The sequence below is a fragment of the Embleya sp. NPDC005971 genome (assembly GCF_040629175.1).
GTDB lineage: Bacteria > Actinomycetota > Actinomycetes > Streptomycetales > Streptomycetaceae > Embleya.
The window spans coordinates 65,645-85,509 of the sequence record NZ_JBEXUX010000044.1; the positions used below are offsets into that span (position 1 = coordinate 65,645).

Annotated in this window: 16 protein-coding genes; 8 read left to right on the forward strand and 8 right to left on the reverse strand. The window is 72.0% G+C overall.

The window, feature by feature from the left end:
- The first annotated feature begins 11 nt into the window (after positions 1-11).
- Positions 12-1,184 (forward strand): low temperature requirement protein A, encoded by a 1,173-nt coding sequence (locus ABZ374_RS31855; protein ID WP_360317665.1) that lies wholly within the window; start codon positions 12-14, stop codon positions 1,182-1,184.
- A gap of 36 nt (positions 1,185-1,220) precedes the next feature.
- On the opposite strand, the gene ABZ374_RS31860 is transcribed toward ABZ374_RS31855, so the two are convergent.
- Complete coding sequence (locus ABZ374_RS31860; protein WP_360317636.1) at positions 1,221-1,727, reverse strand: Lrp/AsnC family transcriptional regulator; 507 nt, start codon at positions 1,725-1,727, stop codon at positions 1,221-1,223.
- A gap of 177 nt (positions 1,728-1,904) precedes the next feature.
- On the opposite strand from ABZ374_RS31860, the gene ABZ374_RS31865 reads away from it, so the two are divergent.
- The gene (locus tag ABZ374_RS31865; protein ID WP_360317667.1) at positions 1,905-3,110 is read left to right on the forward strand and encodes a PLP-dependent transferase; all 1,206 of its coding nucleotides are present in this window, start codon (positions 1,905-1,907) and stop codon (positions 3,108-3,110) included.
- Between the two features lie 467 nt (positions 3,111-3,577).
- Here ABZ374_RS31865 and ABZ374_RS31870 read toward each other — a convergent pair whose 3' ends face one another.
- Entirely contained in the window at positions 3,578-4,732 is a 1,155-nt protein-coding gene (locus ABZ374_RS31870; protein WP_360317638.1) for an FAD-dependent oxidoreductase, read from the reverse strand.
- A 129-nt stretch (positions 4,733-4,861) separates the two neighbouring features.
- Here ABZ374_RS31870 and ABZ374_RS31875 point away from each other — a divergent pair, with 129 nt between their 5' ends.
- Both ABZ374_RS31875 and ABZ374_RS31880 read left to right on the forward strand, forming a co-directional pair.
- Positions 4,862-5,446 (forward strand): TetR family transcriptional regulator, encoded by a 585-nt coding sequence (locus ABZ374_RS31875; RefSeq protein ID WP_360317641.1) that lies wholly within the window; start codon positions 4,862-4,864, stop codon positions 5,444-5,446.
- A 229-nt stretch (positions 5,447-5,675) separates the two neighbouring features.
- Positions 5,676-6,830 (forward strand): transporter substrate-binding domain-containing protein, encoded by a 1,155-nt coding sequence (locus tag ABZ374_RS31880; protein WP_360317643.1) that lies wholly within the window; start codon positions 5,676-5,678, stop codon positions 6,828-6,830.
- A 31-nt stretch (positions 6,831-6,861) separates the two neighbouring features.
- Here the strand turns inward: ABZ374_RS31880 and ABZ374_RS31885 are convergent, their stop codons facing one another.
- From ABZ374_RS31885 to ABZ374_RS31900, 4 genes are all read right to left on the reverse strand, one after another.
- Positions 6,862-7,560, reverse strand: a complete 699-nt coding sequence (locus tag ABZ374_RS31885) for a response regulator transcription factor (RefSeq protein WP_360317645.1) — start codon at positions 7,558-7,560, stop codon at positions 6,862-6,864.
- An 82-nt stretch (positions 7,561-7,642) separates the two neighbouring features.
- Positions 7,643-8,890 (reverse strand): sensor histidine kinase, encoded by a 1,248-nt coding sequence (locus ABZ374_RS31890; RefSeq protein WP_360317647.1) that lies wholly within the window; start codon positions 8,888-8,890, stop codon positions 7,643-7,645.
- Positions 8,887-11,004 carry an MMPL family transporter gene (locus tag ABZ374_RS31895; protein ID WP_360317649.1) on the reverse strand — a complete coding sequence of 706 codons (2,118 nt, stop codon included), beginning with the start codon at positions 11,002-11,004 and terminating at the stop codon, positions 8,887-8,889. Before ABZ374_RS31895 ends, ABZ374_RS31890 begins: the two co-directional genes overlap by 4 nt.
- Before the next feature lie 202 nt (positions 11,005-11,206).
- Entirely contained in the window at positions 11,207-11,719 is a 513-nt protein-coding gene (locus tag ABZ374_RS31900) for a MarR family winged helix-turn-helix transcriptional regulator (RefSeq protein ID WP_360317651.1), read from the reverse strand.
- A gap of 70 nt (positions 11,720-11,789) precedes the next feature.
- On the opposite strand from ABZ374_RS31900, the gene ABZ374_RS31905 reads away from it, so the two are divergent.
- The gene (locus ABZ374_RS31905) at positions 11,790-12,209 is read left to right on the forward strand and encodes a cupin domain-containing protein (RefSeq protein ID WP_360317653.1); all 420 of its coding nucleotides are present in this window, start codon (positions 11,790-11,792) and stop codon (positions 12,207-12,209) included.
- A gap of 126 nt (positions 12,210-12,335) precedes the next feature.
- Here the strand turns inward: ABZ374_RS31905 and ABZ374_RS31910 are convergent, their stop codons facing one another.
- Positions 12,336-13,262 (reverse strand): ADP-ribosylglycohydrolase family protein, encoded by a 927-nt coding sequence (locus ABZ374_RS31910; RefSeq protein WP_360317655.1) that lies wholly within the window; start codon positions 13,260-13,262, stop codon positions 12,336-12,338.
- Between the two features lie 922 nt (positions 13,263-14,184).
- Here ABZ374_RS31910 and ABZ374_RS31915 point away from each other — a divergent pair.
- The 3 genes from ABZ374_RS31915 to ABZ374_RS31925 all read left to right on the forward strand — a co-directional run bounded on the left by ABZ374_RS31915 (position 14,185) and on the right by ABZ374_RS31925 (position 16,453).
- Entirely contained in the window at positions 14,185-14,721 is a 537-nt protein-coding gene (locus ABZ374_RS31915) for a DUF6643 family protein (RefSeq protein WP_360317657.1), read from the forward strand.
- A gap of 108 nt (positions 14,722-14,829) precedes the next feature.
- Positions 14,830-15,642, forward strand: a complete 813-nt coding sequence (locus ABZ374_RS31920) for an MOSC N-terminal beta barrel domain-containing protein (protein ID WP_360317659.1) — start codon at positions 14,830-14,832, stop codon at positions 15,640-15,642.
- A 217-nt stretch (positions 15,643-15,859) separates the two neighbouring features.
- Positions 15,860-16,453, forward strand: a complete 594-nt coding sequence (locus ABZ374_RS31925; RefSeq protein WP_360317661.1) for an SUKH-4 family immunity protein — start codon at positions 15,860-15,862, stop codon at positions 16,451-16,453.
- Positions 16,454-16,520: 67 nt separating this feature from the next.
- On the opposite strand, the gene ABZ374_RS31930 is transcribed toward ABZ374_RS31925, so the two are convergent.
- Positions 16,521-18,209 (reverse strand): AAA family ATPase, encoded by a 1,689-nt coding sequence (locus ABZ374_RS31930; RefSeq protein WP_360317663.1) that lies wholly within the window; start codon positions 18,207-18,209, stop codon positions 16,521-16,523.
- Positions 18,210-19,865 lie beyond the last annotated feature (1,656 nt).

Consider the following 19,865-nt stretch of genomic DNA (forward strand, 5'->3'; position numbering starts at 1 on the left):
TTCTGCGCCGGATGACCTCGCGCGACACCACCGAGGAGCATCGCGCGTCCACCCCACTGGAGTTGTTCTTCGACCTGACCTTCGTGGTCGCGGTGGCCCAGGCCGGCAGCCGACTGGTGCACTCGCTGGCGGAGGGACACCCCGGGCACGGGCTCGCGGGCTACCTGTTGGTGTTCTTCGCGATCTGGTGGGCGTGGGTCAACTTCACCTGGTTCGCGTCCGCGTACGACTGTGACGACCCGCTGTACCGGATCGCCACCCTCGTCCAGATCACCGGCGTGTTGGTCCTGGCCGCCGGGGTGCCCCGCGCGTTCGAGAACAGCGACTACGCGGTCGCCATCGTGGGCTACCTGATCATGCGGCTCGCGCTGACCTTCCAGTGGCTGCGGGCGGCGCACGACGAGACCGACGCCGCGGCCCGGCGCACCGCGCTGCGCTACGCGGCCGGGCTGGTGCTGGTGCAGATCGGCTGGGTGGTGCTGCTGCTCCTGCCGGACGCCGCGTGGAAGTGGGGGTTCGCACTCCTGGTGATCGCCGAACTCGCGGTGCCCGCGATCGCCGAGCGCGACCACGCCACGACCTGGCACCCGCGTCACATCGCCGAGCGGTACGGGCTGTTCACCATCATCATGCTGGGCGAGAGCGTCTCCGCCGCGACCATCGCGATCCAGACCGCGCTCGACGACGAGGCCGCGCTGGACGAGCTGTTGCCGATCGCCGGGGGCGGCCTGTTGATCGTGTTCGCGGCGTACTGGATCTACTTCGCGGTACCGATCCACGACTACCTCGCGTCCAGTCGGCAGGCGTTCCTGTGGGGATACGGCCACTATCTGGTCTTCGGCTCGGCGGCGGCGATCGGCGCGGGTCTGGAGGTCACCATCGAGCAGGCCGTGGGCGAGGCGCACATCTCCCGGACGGCCGCGTCGGCGAGTGTGACGATCCCGGCGGCGCTGTTCCTGCTGAGCACGTTCGTGCTGCACGCACGGCACCACAAGGTCGGCCTCGCCCAGAAGGCGGTGCTGCCGACCGCCGGCGTGGCGGTCCTGCTGTGCACGTTCCTGGGCGCGGCGGCGGTGCCGACCGCGGGTGCGGTGGCGGCGCTGGCGGTCGCGGTGGGCACCGTGTTGTCCGCGCGGCAGGAGGAGCGGGCGGCGACGGACGTGGAGGCCGCCGGGCCGCGCTAGGCCCTGTCCGGTGGATCCTGGTGGGGCCTGGCCGCGCTACCCGGCCGTCAGGCGGCGGGCCGGGCTCTGCGGCTCGGGTGGGAGCAGCGGGCCGCCCTGCCATTGCTGGAATATCAGCATGGTGTGCACCTGGGTCACCTCCGTGCGCGAGGTGAAGCCGTCCACCACGAGCCGCTGCAGGCCGGTCGCGTCGGCGACCGCGACATGCACGAGGAAGTCGTCGGGTCCGGCCAGGTGGTAGAGCGCACGGGTCTCCGGCAGCTTGAGCACGTGCCCCACGAACGGGTTGAGCACCACGCGGTGGTGCGGCCGTACCCGAACCGCGAGCATCGCCTGCAGCGGGCGGCCCAGCGCCGCCGCGTCCACCTCCACCGTGGCGCCCTTGACCACCCCGGCCGAACGCAGCCGGGCGACTCGATCCAGGCAGGTCGAGGGGGCGATGCCGACCTCGGCGGCGAGCGCCTTGTTGCTGATCCGGGCATCGTTCTGGAGGGCCCGGAGAATTCCGAGATCGATCGGATCGAGGGCGATGGATTGGCTCATCGGGCGATGATAGTTCGGTGATCGGGCACATTCTCCGGGGGTCGGCGGACCATGGCGGGCATGGATGACCTCCGAGTGGATCTTGACGGGCGGGCGGGGACGATCGCCGTGGGCGGCGTGGCCGGTGTGCCGGGCGGTGTGGCCGGGGCCGCGGACGGCTCGGCGGGGGTGCGGCACATGTTCGAGACCCGGGCGGTGCACGCCGGTCGGGACGACCTCGCCGCCCTGGGTACGCACGCCGTACCGATCGATTTGTCCACCACCTATCCGCTGCCGGACCTGCCGGCCGCGGCGCTCGCGCTCGACGCCTACGCGGAGGGTGAGCTCCCGGACGGCTCGCCGATCTACGGCCGCTTGACCAATCCGACGGTGCGCCGCTTCGAGACGGCGCTCGCGGAGTTGGAGGGGTGCGCCGACGCGGTCGCGTTCGCCACCGGCATGGCGGCGGTCACCGCGTGTCTGCTCGCCGCCGCCGCACGCGGCCGACGGCATGTGGTGGCGGTACGGCCGTTGTACGGCACCACGGACCACCTGCTCACCAGCGGGCTGCTCGGCACCGAGGTCACCTGGGTCGACCCGGACGGGGTGGCCGGGGCGTTGCGGCCGGAGACCGGGCTGGTCATGGTCGAGACACCGGCCAATCCGACGCTGGCCGAACTGGACCTGGCCGATCTGGCGGCGCAGGCCGGGGACGTACCGCTGCTGGTGGACAACACGTTCGCCACCCCGGTGTTGCAACAACCCGCGCGGTCCGGCGCGCGGATGGTCCTGCACAGCGCGACCAAGTTCCTCGGCGGACACGGCGACGTGATGGGCGGCGTGGTGGCCTGCGATCCGGAGACGGCCGCGGTGCTCCGGCAGATCCGCTTCGCGACGGGGGCGTTGTTGCACCCGCTCGCGGGCTACCTGCTGCTGCGCGGCCTCGCGACGCTGCCGATCCGGGTCGCGAAGGCGTCGGCGTCGGCGTCGGCCCTGGCCCGGCGGCTGGCCGCCCACCCGGCGATCGAGCGGGTGCACTACCCGAGCATCGGTGGCGCGCTGGTGGCCTTCGAGCCGACGGGCGACCCGATGGCGCTGGTCGGCGCGCTGCGGCTGATCACGCCCGCGGTCAGCCTCGGCGGTACCGACACGCTGATCCAGCATCCGGCCTCGTTGACCCACCGGGTGATCGACGACGCGGCGCGCGACGAGGGCGCCATCGGGCCGAAGTTGTTGCGCCTGTCGGTGGGGCTGGAGCACGAGGACGACCTGTGGCACGACCTGTCGACGGCCTTGGAGCAGGCTTCGGGGCGGCCCGGGACGTCGGCATCGGGGTCGGTGGAGGCCACGAACGGCAAGGCGGCGCCTTCGATGGTGACGCTTCGTCAGGGGGCACACGTGTGACGTGAGTGCGTCGGTGCGGCCCCTGCCGGACGTGCCGACGCTTGCCGGACGACGCCCGGCCGGGCGGTGCGGAAGGCACCCGGCCGGGTCGCGCGGAGTCGGTCGGCGAAAGTGGTCGCGGATGACCTCGCCGGCCAAGCGGGCCCGTGCGTCGACCGGTTCGGCCTCGATGGCGGCGTTGCCGGCGGCATCGAGGTCGACGGACCCCGGATACTGTTCGTCGCTCACCACGCGTCGCCGGCGGAAACGGGTCGGCGGGTGCGCGCCGTCCACGCAGTGGCCGGGCAACACACGGACCCGGCGCGGCCGTTCGTACTCGCGCTCCGGTACGGGCTCGATGTGTGCCGCGAGGCCGGCCCACCACCCGGCCCCGATCTCGCTGCGCGGGGCCGCCCGTGCGATTCGGGTGTTCGCCGCCACGGCCTGCCGAGGCAATTCGGACGGGCCGATCAGCAGAGGATCCATCGTCAGCGGTAGAGCAGGCCGGAGAGGCGTAGGGCAACGTCGCGGCGCACGGCGGGGATTCGGGTGATCGTGCGCAGGACCGTGTTGCGCAGCGGGCGCAGCGCCGGGGTGACGGTGGCGATCCGGGTCATCCGGTCGGCGAGCTTCACGATCTGCTCGGCGATCGGGCGACGCGTGGCGCCGTACGCGTCGAGCGCCGAGGTGGAACCGCCGTCGAGGACCGCGCCGAGCGCGTGGGCCAGCGCCACGGCGTCGAGGATGCCGGCGTTCATGCCCTGGCCCCCGGCCGGGCTGTGCACGTGCGCGGCGTCGCCGGCCAGCAGGATGCGCCCGGCGCGGTAGGTGTCGGCGATGCGGTGGTGGACCCGGAAGCGCGAGCCCCACACGACCTCCTCGACCAGCACCCGACCGGTCGAGGGACCGCGCTCGTCCAGGAGTTCCTGGACGAAGGCGAGCGAGGGCTCGTGCGGCGCCTCGGCCACCGGCGCGACGATCCGGTGCCGACCGCCCGGCAGCGGGGCCAGGACGGCGAGGCCGGCGGGCGCGAAGTACAGGACCACCTCGTCGGCCGAGACGGCTCCGCTCAGCCGGACGTCGGCGAGGACGAACGACTCGCCGTAACTGCCGCCCCGGAAGCCGATGCCGGCCTGCTCGCGCACGGTGCTGTGCATGCCGTCGGCGCCGACCACCCAGGCCGCGCGGATGCGCTCGCCGTCCTCGAAGGTCGCGGTCACGCCGTCGGCGTCCTGGTCGAGCGTGGTCACCGTGGACGGGCGCAGCACGGTGCCGCCGAGTTCGGTGAGCCGGGCGAGGAGAACCTCCTCGGTGGTGGCCTGGGACACCATCAGCGAGTACGGGTAGGCGGTGGGCAGGTCGTCGAAGTCGATCCGGACGACCACCCGGTCCCGGTCGCGGATGGTGAACGTCGGGGAATGGATGCCCTGTTCGACCAGCGGGCCGGCCGCGCCGAGCGGTTCGAGCACCTCCAGGGTGCGGGCGTGGACGACGGCGGCCCGCGAGGTGTGCTCGGCGACCGCGTGTGCGTCGACGACGGTGACGTCGCGGCCCTGGGCGGCGAGGGCGAGCGCCAGGGTGAGCCCGGCGGGGCCGGCGCCGACGATCAGGACGTCGGTGGTCGCGGGGAGTTGCGGGGTCATGGCGGGCTCCTTGAGGTGGCGACACGGGCCGGCGGATGCATGGTCAACACGTGTTGGCCAACGCCTGTTGACATAACTTTGAACCGCCCGACCGATTAAGTCAACAGACGTTGGCCTACAATCGTTGACATGAGCACTTCGCGCAGGTCCTCGACCGAGACCAAGGCCGTGATCCTGGCCGCCGCACGCGAACGATTCGGCGCCGACGGCTACGAGCGCGCGACGATTCGGGCGATCGCCTCGGACGCCGCGATCGATCCGGCGATGGTGATGCGCTACTTCGGCAACAAGGAGAAGCTCTTCGCCGCCGCCGCCGATGTCGACCTGCGGCTGCCCGCGCTCGATGCGGTCCCCCACGCGCACCTCGGAGCCGTGCTCTCGGCCCACTTCCTGGACCGTTGGGAGGACGACGAGGCGATGATGATCCTGCTGCGCACCGGCGTCACCAACGAGGATGCCGCCGAACGCATGCGCGCGGTGTTCGCGGAACAAGTCGGCCCGCTCGTGGCCCGCGTCTGCCCCGCCCCGACCGAGGCCCCTCGCCGAGCCGGCCTGGTCGCCACCCAGGTGCTCGGTCTGGCCCTGTGCCGCTATGTCCTCCGCCTCCCGCCGATCGTGGGCATGACCCGGCCGGAGATCGTCGCCTGGCTCGGGCCTCAGCTACAGCGCTGCCTGACCGGGGATCTCGGGGGCGGGGCAAACCCGGTCGGGTGACGGGGGGTTCCGGGTCGTCGGCCGTCCGGGGCCGAGGGCTGAGGGCCGGGAGGCCGACCGCAGCCGGCCCGTCGACCCGGCGCTGCCGCCCGTCGCCCGTCGCACGTCCCCCCGGAAATCGGGGGACTACCCCCAGTGGTCGCCCGGTGCGATCGGGTAGCGTCCCGAGCAGATCCGAACCGGCCGAGCCGAGCGGTGTCCCGCGAGCCGCCACCGGAGGTGACGCGTCATGCCCGCGCACGTTGCCCGACCGAACCACCCGGTCCACCGCCCGCTCCGCGACTCGTCCCGATGCACGTCCCTGCGAACCGCGCCCGGCCGATACCCGCCGAACCGGCCCGCCGCCGGCCCTCCGGCGCGCCGCCGGGTCGTGGTCGGGCCACCCCTGTCGTTGCTGGCCGTGCTGGTGCTCCTGGTGTCCTGTACCTCCGCGACCTCCGCCTCCCGCCCCGCAGCCGCGCCCACCGGCGCCGTGCCGACCACCGTCGCTCCGGGCGGCCCGACCGGACCGGGAACGGCGAGTGTGCCGGCCGCTTCGTGCAGCGACCCGCTCGCGAGCCTGCGTCCCCGGTCGGGGCCACCGCGCGCCACCGACTACGCGAGCGACGGCTCGCTCGCACACATCCTGCGACAGGGCTTCCTGACCGTCGGAATCGACCAGAGCAGCTACCCGTTCAGCTATGCCGACGTCGCCGACCACAATCGGCTCAAGGGCTTCGACATCGACCTCGTCCGGGAGATCGCCGCCGACCTGTTCGGCAGTACGGACCCCAGCCGGCTGCACTTTCGCGTCCTGCCCAACAACATCCGCGAACAGTCCGTCGCGAACGGCGACGTGGACATCGTCGCGAAGTCGGTCACGGTGAACTGCGGCCGCCGGGCGCTGGTCGACTTCAGCTCGGTCTACTACGAGTCGGGACAGCGCACACTCGTCGTGCGCGACAGCCCGGCCGCGGCCGCCGACCATGCCAAGGGCCTGATCGGCCTGCCCTCCGGAACCCGTGTCTGCACGGTGGCCGGCACCACCTCCGCCGAGGCGGTGCGGGCGACCCGGGGCCTGGCCCCGGTCACCGGTGAGACCTGGGCGGACTGCCTGGTCCGGATCCAACAGGGCCAGGCGGACGCGGCGGTCGGCGACGACACCATCATGGCCGGCCTCCAGGCCCAGGACCGATTCGTGCAGTTGGTCGGCCCCAAGCTCACCCGCGAACCGTACGGCCTGGAAATCGCCAAGACCCGTCCCGACCTGGTCCGCTTCGTCAACGCCTCGCTGGAGCGCATCCGCCAGGACGGGACGTGGTCGCGGCTGTACGAGACGTATGTGGCCCGCTACATCCCGGAATCCGGACCGGTGACGGCCCCGGTCGCGGTGTATCGCGATTGAGCGCGCCGACACCGGTCCGGACTCGGTCCGCCTACGCCGAGGACAGGTCGTCTCCCGGCACGACCAGCCCCGACTCGTAGGCCGTCACCACCAGTTGCGGTCGATCGCGCGCACCGAGCTTGGCCATGATGCGACTCACGTGCGTCTTGGCGGTGAGCGGGCTCAACCCGAGCAGCGTGCCGATCTCCGCGTTGGTCAATCCCCGTCCGACCAGCGTGAGTACCTCGCGTTCGCGCCCGGACAGGTCGGCCACCAGCACCGATTCCGGCCCGCCCGCCGTGCGCGCGGCCGGCATCCGCAGGACGCGCGAGATCAACCGCGCCGTCGGACCCGGCGACAACAACGCCTCGCCCGCGCCGATCGTGCGGATCGCGGCCAGGAGTTCGGCCGGGCGTGTGTCCTTGACCAGGAATCCGCCGGCGCCCGCGCGCAACGCGGCCACCACGTTCTCGTCGTCCTCGTAGGTGGTCAGGACCAGCACCCGAACTCCCGGCAGGTCCGGATCGGCCGCGATCGACCGAGTGGCCTCGATCCCGTCCAGGATCGGCATGCGAATGTCCATCAGCACGACGTCCGGCCGGGTGGCACGGGTGAGTTCGAGGGCGGCCTGCCCGTCGGCGGCCTCACCGACCACCTCCATGTCGGGCGCCGAACCCACCAGCATCGCGAAGGCCGACCGCACCAGGTGCTGATCGTCGGCCAGCAACACCCGCAGCCTGCCGACCGTCACGTGCTCCCCCGCTCGCCACGCGTCATCCGCAACCACTCCCCGTCGCCACGTACCTCGCCGTCCCCGCCGTGCCCACCCAGTGTCACCCGGCGCCGGCTCGCTCACTCATCGGCAACACTGCCTCGACCCGGAATCCGCCCTCCGGGCCGGGCCCGGCGACCAGCGTCCCGCCCACACTGCGCGCCCGTTCGGCCATCCCGACGATGCCGAACCCGGCCTCCTTCCGGGCCTCGTGCCCCGCCGCGACCTCGGTCCCCCGGCCGACCTCCGGCCCGGTCCCGTGCCCGACGTCCGGCTCCGACGCGATCCCCCGTCCGTCGTCGCGCACGGTCAACCGCAGTTCCGCGTCGACGACCGACAGTTCGATCCACACCGATCGGGCCTGTGCGTGCTTCACCGCGTTCGTCAGCGCCTCCTGCACGATCCGGTACACCGCCACGCCCACCTCGGGCGCCGGCGGCGGTCCCTGATGCCCGGTCAGGACAACCTCGATGCCCGCGGAGCGGGCCGCGCCCGCGAGCGGTACCAGGCCGTCGAACCCGGCCAGGCCCGGCACCGCCTCGTACGACGCGGCCTCCTCGGCGTCGCGCAACACCGACAAGGTGGCCCGCAGTTCGTGCCGGGCGTCCCGACAGGTCTCGGCGATCGTGTCCAACGCGCCCACCATGACCGCACGTTCGGCCGGCGGCTCCTGGGCGGCGAGGTGCGCGGCCACGCCCGCCTGCACGCCGATCAGCGTGATGCTGTGCGCCAGCAGATCGTGCAGGTCGCGCGCGATCCGCAAGCGCTCCTCGGCCACCCGCCGCCGGGCCACCTCGTCCCGGGTGCGCTCGGCGCGCTCGGCCCGATCGATGATGGCGCACACGTACGCCTGGTGGCTGCGCCACGCCTGCCCCGCGACCACCGCCGCGATCACCCAGCCGACCATCCCGCAACGGTCCCGCCAGGTCGGCTCGTCCCGTCCGCCATGGCTCATCGCCACGATCACCACGAACAACACGGCGAAGGTCAGCGCGATCGCCTCCTCGCGGCGGATGTAGGCCGCGACCGTCCCGAGTGCCACCAGTGCCAACACGGCCGCGCTCTCGTGCAGATACTCCCGGCTGTGATACGGCACGGTCAGCACGAACGTCGCCACCAGCACGGTTCCCGGCCTGGCCCGCCGCCAGGCCAACGGGATCGCCCCGCCGACCAGCAGCGCGACCCCGAGCGGGTCCAACGCCCGCTGCCCCGGCAACATCCACGCGAACCAGATCGCACCCGCGGCCAGGACGAGAGCGAGCAGGGCGTCCGCAACGGACGCCCCACCCAACGTCGATCGCTTCGTCACACCGCCATCTTCCGGGACGGCACGGGCGGTTCCACGGGCCGGGTCCCCACCGCGCCCACCCCGGGCCGTCGGGACAGCGGGCCCGGCCACCAGATCCGCCGATCCAGCGCCACGCTCGCGGCGGTGACCAGGAAGGTCCGGACCAGGAAGGTATCGATCAACACCCCCATCGCGACCACGAATCCGAGCTCCACCAGGGAGACCAGCGGCAGCAACATCAGCACCGAGAAGGTCGCGGCCAGCACGAACCCGGCCGACGCGATCACCCCGCCGGTGGTCTCCAGCGCGGCCGGCGCGGCCACCCTGACCGACTCGCCACGCAGCGCCATCTCCCGCACCCGGTGCATCAGGAAGATGCCGTAGTCCACCCCCAGCGCGACCAGGAACACGAAGGTCAGCAACGGCGTTTGTGCGTCCACGCCCGCGTATCCGAAGCCGTGCTCGAAGATCAGCCCACCGACTCCGAGCGAGGCGGCCCACACCAACCCGACCGCGAGGACCAGGATCAGCGGCGCGACCAGGCTGCGCAACAACACGATCAGCACGAGCAGTACGGCCAGCAGGACCAGCGGAACGACCACCCGGCGATCGCGGGCCGTAGTGTGCGAGGTGTCCATCTGCTGGGCGGTGGGGCCGCCGACCCGCGCGTCCGGCACGGCCCGCAACCGCTCGATCGTGGCATGTTCACCGGTCGACTCCGGTCGATCCTTCGCGAAGGCCAGGATTTCCGTCCAGCCGCCCCCGGTTCGAGCCTGCCGGGCGTGCTCGATACCCGCCGTCGCGGAGACCGCCCCGAGCACGGCCGAGGCCCGCTCGGTGCGCGCGAGCACCGAGATCGGCGCACCCGACTGCTCCGGAAAGGCCGCGCTCAGCGTCTCCTGCGCGGCGATCGACTCGGGCTTCGCGGTGAAGCCGTCGCTCTGCCGCAGCGGACCCGGCAGCGCGAACGCGGTCAACGCGCCCGCCCCGAGCAGCACGACGCCCGCCACGAGCACCGCGATCGGCCGCCGGGACACGCCGGCCCCGATCCGGGCGTACGCCCCGCGGCCCCGCTTGGGGACACTGCCGAACGCGGGCACGAACGGCCAGAACACCCGCCGCCCGAGCAACACCAGCACCGCCGGCAACAACGTCGTCATCACCGCGAGCGCACACACCACGCCGACCGCCCCGACCGGCCCCATCCCCCGACTGCTGTTCAGATCCGCGGCGGTCAGGCACAACAGCCCGACCACGACCGTCCCGCACGACGCCACGACGGCCGGCCCGCACCCGCGCAAAGCCGCCACCATCGCGGACAACGGTCGCTCGTGGACCCGCAGTTCCTCCCTGTACCGAGCCACCAAAAGCAGCGCGTAGTCGGTCCCGGCACCGAACACCAGCACCGTCAGCACGCCCGAACTCTGTCCGGTGACGGTGATCCCGAACACCTTCACCAGCCCGTACACCGTCGCCGAGGCAACCGCCACCGCGACCCCGGCACACACGAGCGGCACGACCCACAGGTACGGACTGCGGTAGGTCAGCATCAACAACACCGCGACCACGAGAACGCTGGCCAGCAGCAGCGTCCCGTCGATCGACGCGAACACCTCCTGCATGTCCGCGGTGATGCCCCCGGGCCCGCCCAACCGGACGGTGAGTCCGTCCGGATGGCGATCCAGCACCTTGCGGATGTCGGGCACGATCTCGTCCGGCTCCGCGCCACGCCGATCGATGGACAACGCGTAGCGCAACGTCGCGTGGTCGACGGACTCCTGCGCCACCGGCGCCGGCCCGGCCACCAGCGCATGCCGCCCGGCCACCTCGGCCACCTGCCCCGCCGCCAGTTCCCGGTCGGCGGCGGTCAAGCCGCCGTCGCGGTGGTACACGAGCTGCACGTCCATCGCGTCGCCACCGGGCAACCCAGCCTGCACCTTGGCCACTTGGGTCGACTCGGCGTTCGCCGGCAGATAGTCGACGGCCTCGTTGCGCTGCACGTCGCCGAGCTTGGCGGCGAACATCCCGGCCACCAGCACGACCAGCAGCCAACCACCGACGACAGCCCACGGCACCGCCCACCACCGTCCCCGCCGCGGCACCGGTGGGGCCTCTTCCTTCGCGAGTGTCTCCATGCCCCCAAGGCTTTCGGCCGACCGACCCGCGATCGTCGGGCCGAAGACCGATGTCCGGGTTACTCCGCACGAAGTCCGAGGACGCGGACTGATCCTGCGGGAGTAACGCCCGGGAGTACGGGTGGCGAGTCGAGCGGCCGGAACGGACGCCTCAAGGCCCACAGTCCGGCCCGGCCCGGTCCGGCCGGGATCGGCCCGGCGATCAGCCGCCGCCGAACCAGGCCGGCATGTCGAAGTGGAACGAGTCCCCCGGCGTCATCGTCCGCAGGTCCTCCTCCAGCGCGCGCAGCCGTTCCGCGCCCAACGTCCCGGCCCACTTCGCGCGCACCTGCTCGAAGATCGCCGCCGACTTCACCAGCGAATCCACCCCGTGCGCGGTGAGCCGAACCACCCTGCGCCGCGCGTCGTTCGGATCCACTCCGCGCTCGACGTAGCCCAGTCGTTCCAGGCCGTCGATCGTCTTGCCCGCCGCCTGCTTCGACACCCCCAACAGGCGCCCGAGTTCCACGGCGGTGGTACCGGACGGCCCGATGGCCTGGAAGACGAAGCCATGCATGGGGCGCACGTCCGGGTGGCCCTGCCGAGCCAGCTCCGCATGGACCTCGTCGATGACGATCCGAAAGGCCATCAACAGGCGCAGCGGCAGCTCGAAGCCCGGCGGCTCCGGGTCGGCATCGTCGGCGTTCGATCCGACTGCGGACGGGTTTCTTGACATGAATAGACAACCTGGTTCACTATTTAGACAACAACATTGTCGAATTCCTCGCAAGACCAGGAGACCACACATGCCAGTCGTGCGCAGCACCGACGCTCGGATCACCACCACCCCCAACGGCACCATGACCACCTTCGCCTCCCCCACCCAGGGCCGCACCACCGGCACGGCCCTGTGGCGAGTGGACATGACCCCGGCCGCCTCCGGCCCCTACCACTCCTTCGAAGCCGAACAGATCTGGACCGTCATCACCGGCGGCCTCACCGCCGTCATCGACGGCGACGAACTCACCGCCACCACGGGCGACACCGTCGTCTTCCCCGCCGACCTCCCACGCCAAGTCCACGCCGACCCCGAAACAGGCTTCACCGCCATCGCCACCGCCCCCGCCGGAGCCCGCGCCTACAACCCCGACGACATCACCCCGCCGGACGCCTGCGGCCTGGCCCCCAGGGACGCCGAACGCGTGCTCCCGCCGTGGACGATCTGACCCGTCCGGCAGGCGGCGAGCAGCGGCGGGGACCGACGTGGGGCGGCGGGACCAAGCCGCCCCACGTCGGTCGGCGACGTCGTGGTGGTTGCGGTTTCGCGCTGCCGGGACCGCCCCGGCTCGACCTCAGCGCAGGGGCGCGTCCGGGTACGTCACCGCGAGGGTGCGTTGGGCCAACTGCGCCAGGGTGCAGTGGTCTTGGCCCGGGAGGCCGGTGCCGACCCGGATCGCGGGCGGCGACGGCCAGGCCGCCTCCGCGCCGTGCAGGATCCCGGCGATCGAGCCCGCCAGCGGCGCGGTGGTGTGGATGTCCCAGCCGGCGCGCACGGTCAGGCCGATGCCCCGACCCGGATCGCCGTCACCCCACAACAGCCCCGCCGCGACCAGGCAGGCGTTGCCCAGCGCGTCCCGCCGGGAGCCGGTCCCGTACCGCTGATGCACCTCGGCAGCCGCCTGCTCCCAGGTCCGGCCGCGGGTGTGGGCCACCAGGACACCCTGAATCGCCCGCGACAACCGCGACTCGACCGGCACATGCCGTAACGAGACCCCGACCGCCTGGGCCGCGTCCCGCGCCGTGAACGCCGCCGCCGCGAGCGCCGCGCTCCACATCGCCGCGTACAGCCCCTCCCCCACGTGCGACACCGCCGCGTCCTTGCGGGCCAACCGCGCGGCCCGCCTGGGATCACCCGGAGCCGCGTACCCGTACAGGTCCGCCCGCGCCATCGCCTCGTCGGTCCCGCCGTGCGCGCTCGCCCGGGACGCCGTCGCCGGCGGCAACGCCCCGCCCAACAGCGCCTCGTACGCGGCCTGTTCGGCCGCACGTTGACGCAGGAACGGCAGGGTCAGCAGCCACAACGCCCCGACCTGCGCACTGGTGAAGCCCGGTCCGTACAGCTCCAACACCCGCAGGCTCAACACCGACCGGTCCATCGCGTCGCTGCGATCCTCCACCCGGGCGGCATCCGGCACCCCCGACCCGTCCGGAATGCGGGCCGCCTCGTAGGCACCGAGACAACGCCCGATCCAGCCCCCGTGCATGCGATCCAGCAACACCGCGCCGGATGGCGGCGGGTCGATGGAACCGGCCGGCGGCAGCCCCTCGTCGACGAGCCGATCGACGGCGTCAGCCGGATCGTCACGCCTCGGACCGTTCCGGCTCGGGCCGTTCCGTGTCGAGCCCTCCGCCGACAGGCGCTCCCGCTGCGGACGCCGCCGGTCGAAGCAGTCCCGCCCGCGCTCGTCTCGCCCCGGACGATCCGCGTCGGGACGCCCTTCGTCGAGACGCCCTTGATCCGGCCGATCCCGGCCGAGGCGACCTCGTTCCGGATGGGCCCTGCCCAGCAGGTCCCGCTCCAGACCGTCCCGGCCCCGGTCGTCCGCCGCGCGCTCGCCTCGGGACCCCTCGCCCGGAGCGAGTCGCCCGTCACCCGCCACCGGGTCGCGGCTCACCCCGTCGTCGCCCGAACCACTCCGCACCGAACGACCGCTCCACCGCAAACCTCGATCGCCACCGCCGCCGCCCTGCCCGCGATCGACCCACCTTCCGCGCCCCGAACCCACGTTGTCCGATTCCCGACCATCCCGAGCCGTCTCCGCCACGCGCGTCACCGCTCCTTCGCCGACCGACTCCGCCCCGAAACCGCCGCCCGCCCCGGCGCTCACCACCGCTCCCACCCGGTCCCACACACCCGCACGGGACAAGCCCCCTGCCGACGCCGATCACCTGCCCGACGGCGACTCCGGGTGCCCAAGCCCGCTCGTACCGCATCATGCTCCGGCCGATCGGCGAAAGACCAGACGCCCGAGACGACGGATTGGACCCAAATGTGATGCCCTATCACATGCCCTGCGCAGGCTATGGAACTGCCCTGGTCCGGGCTATTGGCAAGCCTTGACGAAGTTCAGACGCAACCCGCTGAAATTCGTCACGACCCAGGGGGTTCGCTGACGCCGCGAATCGCGTACCTTATCGGCCATGACCTCGGCTCGCGCCTATGACGGCGGCATCTACTCGCCGTATTCGGAGACCCCGATCTACGACCGGCTCGTGGCCGAACGCGGTCGGCCGGAGATCGGCCCCTTCAACCTCCCCGTACCGGACTTCGCCATGCACCCGCTCTTCGGCGAACGCCCGGCGCTCCCGGCCCTGCCGGCCCTGCCGTCGTCGTACTCGTCGCCCGCCCCGGCGTACGGGTCCACGTACGGCTCGTCCGCCCCGGGCTACGGCTACAACGCGCCCGCCCCGATGCCGGCGCTGCCCGCCGCGCTGCCGGTTCCGGCGCAATACGGCGGTGGCTCCCCGCAGTACGGCGCCGGTCAGTACAACAACGCGCACATGTCCGGGTACGCGTCGATGGCCCCGGCCGCGCCGCAGGCACCCCAGCAGGCCGTACACCAGGCGCCGCAGCCCGGCGCCGGGCAGTACGCCGCGCAGTACGTACAGCCGCCGCAGGTGCCGACGCCGCGCGTGCCGAACATGGGCGAGCCGGGCCAGTTCCCGCCCCGCTACTGATCGCGCGCCACCCGTACCACCCGCACCCCGTGCGGCACCGTCCCGAGCCGGCCGGCGCCGCACCGATCCCCCGTCGGCTTCCCCGGGCCGGCGTGAAACAGTGAAGGCATGCACCACCTCGCCTCCATGCACGTGTATCCGATCAAATCCGCACGCGGTATCGACCTCTCCGAGGCCGTGGTCGAACCGTGGGGCCTTGCCGGCGACCGGCGTTGGATGCTCGTGGACGAATCCGGTCGGTTCCTCAGCCAGCGCAAGAACCCGCTGCTGGCCACCGTGACGGTACGTCGAGAGTCGGGCGGGCGACTGGCCCTACACGCGCCCTCGATGGACGAACTGTGGGTCGAGCCGACCGCCGACGCGCACCTCGTCCCGGTGACCGTCTGGAACGACGAGGTCAAGGCCGCCCTGGGCTCCGACGACGCGCACACGTGGTTCGGCAGGTTGCTGGGGATCGACGCACGACTGGTGCATCTCGACGACCCGACCCGACGAATGCCCGATCAAGAGTATGCGGACGCGTCCGATCGGGTGAGTTTCGCGGACGGGTTTCCGCTGTTGCTGACGACCACGGGCTCACTCGAAGCGTTGAACGCCGTGATGGATTCTCCGCTGCCGATGAACCGGTTCCGCCCCAACGTCGTCATCGACGGGCCCGAGGGCTGGGCCGAGGACCACTGGCGCCGAGTCCGTATCGGCGAGGTCATCTTCCGCGTCGTCAAGCCGTGTTCGCGCTGCGTGATCACCACGACCGACCAACGGACCGGCGAACGCGGCCCCGAGCCGCTCAGATCCCTCGGCAAACACCGCCGGTTCGGCAAGAAGCTGATCTTCGGCCAAAACCTGATCCCCGAACTGCCCGCCAGCAAAGCGGGGACCCTCCGGGTGGGCGACCCCTTCGAGGTCCTCGAATCCGCCTGACCACCCGACGGATCGGCACCCGACCGGCCGACCGGGGCCGCACGCCCTCCCGGGCGGCCGGTCGGCGCAGGGACGGTGGTCGAGGAACTCGGCCCCGACGCCCACGTGTACGGCATCGGCACCTCGGCACCCGCGCCCGCCGCCCCACCCGCCGCCCCCACCGCGCCCGTGCGATTGACTGTACGGCGAGATCGGAGCACAGGGGGTCAAGACACCGATGACGACGACAACCAACGCAACGCCTCGGGTCCCGGACGCCGCATGGCTGGAGGCCCGCTTCGGCAGCGGTTCGCTCTGGCGGCCCGACGAGGCCGACCTTCCCGCGGAACTGACCGACCGCGAAACTCGCAACTTCCTCACCACCACCGGCTTTCCCGCCGTCGCGATCGACCTCGTCGAGTTCGACTCCACCCACCTACGGGACGCCGACGAGCCATATCTGTTCGACGCCGACGAACTGTACGGGCGTCGCTACCCCGACGACGACTCGCCGCCCGAGAACTTCTGCTTCACGATAGGCATGCACTTCGACCAACAACTCATGGTCGACACCGACATCGGCGAGATCAACCACTACGACCCTTCCGGCTGGGACCACGGAGACGGCGACAAAGGCATCGCCACCTCCTCGCTGCCGACCCTGGCCCTTCTCCTGGGCCTGGTCGTCGAACGACGCGATGCCTTGGAAACCGACGACGACCGCATCCGCCACGCCGCCATCGCCGAACTACGCGTGCACATGGCCGCGATCGAACCCGAGGTGGACAACTCCCCCTTCTGGGACAGCGTGTTCGACCACCTTTCGGCCTGACTTCTCCAAAGCCACCACTCCGACGCGCCCTGAACCGCCCCCCGAACGCCGCTCAAGGGAATCCCGTTCAGCTCATCGCTTCGCCCATCGCCTGTCGGAGATGGGTGGTTCGGTGCCGCGTCGGGTCGGCGGCCACCGCCGAGGCGAGGGCCGGCCCCGCCGCGTGCACGATCGAGACGTGGCGTTCGCCTCGGGTGACGAGCGTGTACATGAGAGCTCGGGTGTAGGCGTCGGCACCTTCGGAGGGAAGTACCACCACCGCACCCGGACGGCGAACGCCCAGAGACTGACGAGCCGTCAAAGCCCAACCGTGGCGCAGTTCGGCCCGCTGGACCGGCTCGGGAGCGGCCGCGCCGAAGGACACCACCACCCGGCCGTCCGGGAGAACGTCGCCCACGATTCCTCGAACCACCCCACCACCGGGGTCGCTCGCGGCCCGAACGACGCAGTCGCCGACGTCGATCGACACAGCGGAACTCCGGTCCTCGGGGCTCGGATTGAGCCTCGCCTTGAGCACCGCGTTCAGCGCGGTCGCCCCGGCAGGTCCGGTGGCGAGGGGCGCGACCACGAGCACATCCCGGGCCGCAATCCCGATCGCCCGCGGAATCGAGTCGGCGACCAGTTGGGCACATCGATGGGCGGCCTCCTCCCCGGTGCGGGCCGGAATCAGTACGGCGCGGCGGTCCGGGTCCTGGATCGGGGGCAGCCGACCGTCACGGATCCCGTCGGCAAGTGCCTCCAGCGGACCTTCGGGAACGGTCGGGGCGACCAGGGCACGGATCGTACCGGTGGCCGCGAGATCGGTGAACACCCTTCCCGGCCCGGTGGATTCGAGGCCGGCCGGGTCACCGGCGAGGAGGAGCCTGGCACCGTCCGGTACCGCCTCGAAGATCGCGGCGGCGGCGGTGACGTCGAGCAGGGTCGCGTCGGTGACCACGAGGAGGTCGAGTTCGAGCGTGCCGTCCGGGCCACGCTCCATCGCAGCAAGTTCCCGCAGCCCGACCGCACCCGCACCGAGCCGATCCCGGCCGTCGAGGGTCGGCGCGACCACGACCACGCGCAGGCCCGCCTCCCGGGCCTGCGCGGCGACGGTCAGAACCGCGGCCGGGGGTTCCTCACCGGGACCTGCCGCATACAGCAGAACCCCGTTGTCGCTCAGCGCCCGACCGAGCTTGCCGTCGCCGATCTCCGGCCACGGCTCAACCGTCGACAACAGCCGGACAACGGCTTCGGCGATGGCCTCCTCGGCAAGGGCATAGTCGTCGAGCGCAAGCAAAACCCCGCCGACGACGCCCAATTCATCGGGTTCCTCGAAGTCCTCCTCCAAGTCGCCGTCGATCTCCCCACTCTCACCGACATCATCGATACTCGCACCGGATCCCCCGGATCCACGCGGCGCAGCGGCAAAGGCCATCACCCGGCCCTCAGCGAGTATGGCCCGCAGCGCCGTGTCCGGATCACCCACCTCGAAGTGCGCGAGCGCGGCCCGCGCCGCATCGGCCTCGATCGCGGTATCCCCCTGACGGGCGGCCCGTCGCAGCAACCACAAAACGATCGCGCGCACCCGTCGAGGATCATCGGCGACCCAGCCGGCGCCGAGTGCTCCACGCGCGAGCAGGTCGGCTTGCCCGGGCGCGATCGCGGGTACCGCGAGTACCGCCCAGGGGTCCGCCGCCAGCAACTCCGCAGCCTCGTCCCCCAACGCGGCGGCCACTTGCGGCGCCATCCGCTCCGGGGCCCCGGCAGCGGCCAACACCCGAGCAACATCCGCAGCCACGGCGGCAAACGGCCGCCGATCCCGGTCCACCGGCGCCGCCGCAGGCAAACCCCCCATACCGGGCCCCACCCAACCCCCACCACCCGCCCGACCACCGGGTCGCGGCGAACTCGGCCCGCCGACACCGCCATCCCCACCCGGGCCGACCTCCGCCCGCACCTGACGCCGCTCCCCGTCGCGAGCATCCCGCCCGACATCCCGCGTCGACAACACACCGGCACCGGACGGGTCGTCCGCAGCCCCGCTCTCGGCATCCGAGCCCCGCGGCAGGACCGACTCGTGGTCGGCGATCGGGGCCGCAGCCACCGTCGGATCCGGAGAGTCCCGATCAGCAAGAGCAGCAACCCCACCCTCCGAAGTCGCCTGCGAACCAAACACCCCATCCGCACCGCCTACCGGCATCGGACTCGCAGCCTCCGAAGCAACCGAAACAGTGCTCTCGGGGTCCGGCCTCGATGCCGCCGCCGAATCCGCCGCGCCGGTTGCCGGCGATGCCGAGCTCGCGTCGACCGAAGTACCCGGAGCCGTGGTCTCGTTGTCCGGACTCGGCGGCAGTTCGACATCGTGCACCGATCGCGGGGCGGAAGAGCCGCCCTCCTCTCGAAGGGCGGACGGATCGGTGAGCGAGGGCTCCTCGCCGGCCTCCACGCGCGCGGCTTCGGCCGCAAGCGCGGCAGCCTCGGCGGTGTCGGCAGCCACGGCGGTACGCCTGCGGGCACGCTCGGCGCCGTCGGAGTGAGGAGCGTCGATATGTGCGACACCGCCGACGACCGTCGGGGCCTCGCCGCGCGCCAACCTTGCGAGTTGGTCGCGCAAGAGCGCTACCGGATCAGGCTTGTCGGACGCCCGGGTCGAGCCGTCCTCCCCAACCGCAGGGGCGGACTCGTTCTCCGCAGCACCGTTCGATTCGTCACCGTTCACGCCCACACCGTCCGCTCCACCGGCACCGCCAGTGCAACCTGCACCATTCGCTTCACCCACACCACTTGCACCACCCACACTGCCGCGCCACCACTCCTACCGCCGCGCCATCCACTCCACCGACAGCGCCCATTCTTCGCGCTCCCGTTCACCACACCCAATCCGAATGCGTTCGCGCACAAACACCCCGACCGATCCTGCCGACCACCGGCCCCGCGCCGCACCCACCAAGCCCACGACCATGGCGACACTCTCGCAGCCGTCGCCGACGCCACAACAAACGCGGCACAGACGGGCCATCCGAGCCACAGCCAAGGACGAGTGACCACACGTCCCGGCAAGCAAGGTGGCGGCCGGCCCAGACGAGCAGGCGAACCCCGATCCGGCTGCGGTTCCCCTGCGGGTGGCTCGGGTTGCGCCCCCACCCGCTCCACCCGTTACCCCCCGCTCGAACGCTGCGGTTCTACAGGCACCGGAGCGACCCGGTCAGGCCCCCAAGCCACCATCGTGGCCCTGGTCCACCACGATCAACCGGCTGCGGCAACGCATGGGGCCTTCCCCGGGCCCCCGAATACGGCTGCGGCCCGGCGCGTCAGCGCCCACGAGATGGGTGAGCCGCGTGATCGACGCGCGCAGCGCGGAGAGCGGCGGAGCCGCAAAACGTTGACTTCGTGGCCCGGAGCGAAGCGAAGGGACACGAAGTCACGAGCGAGG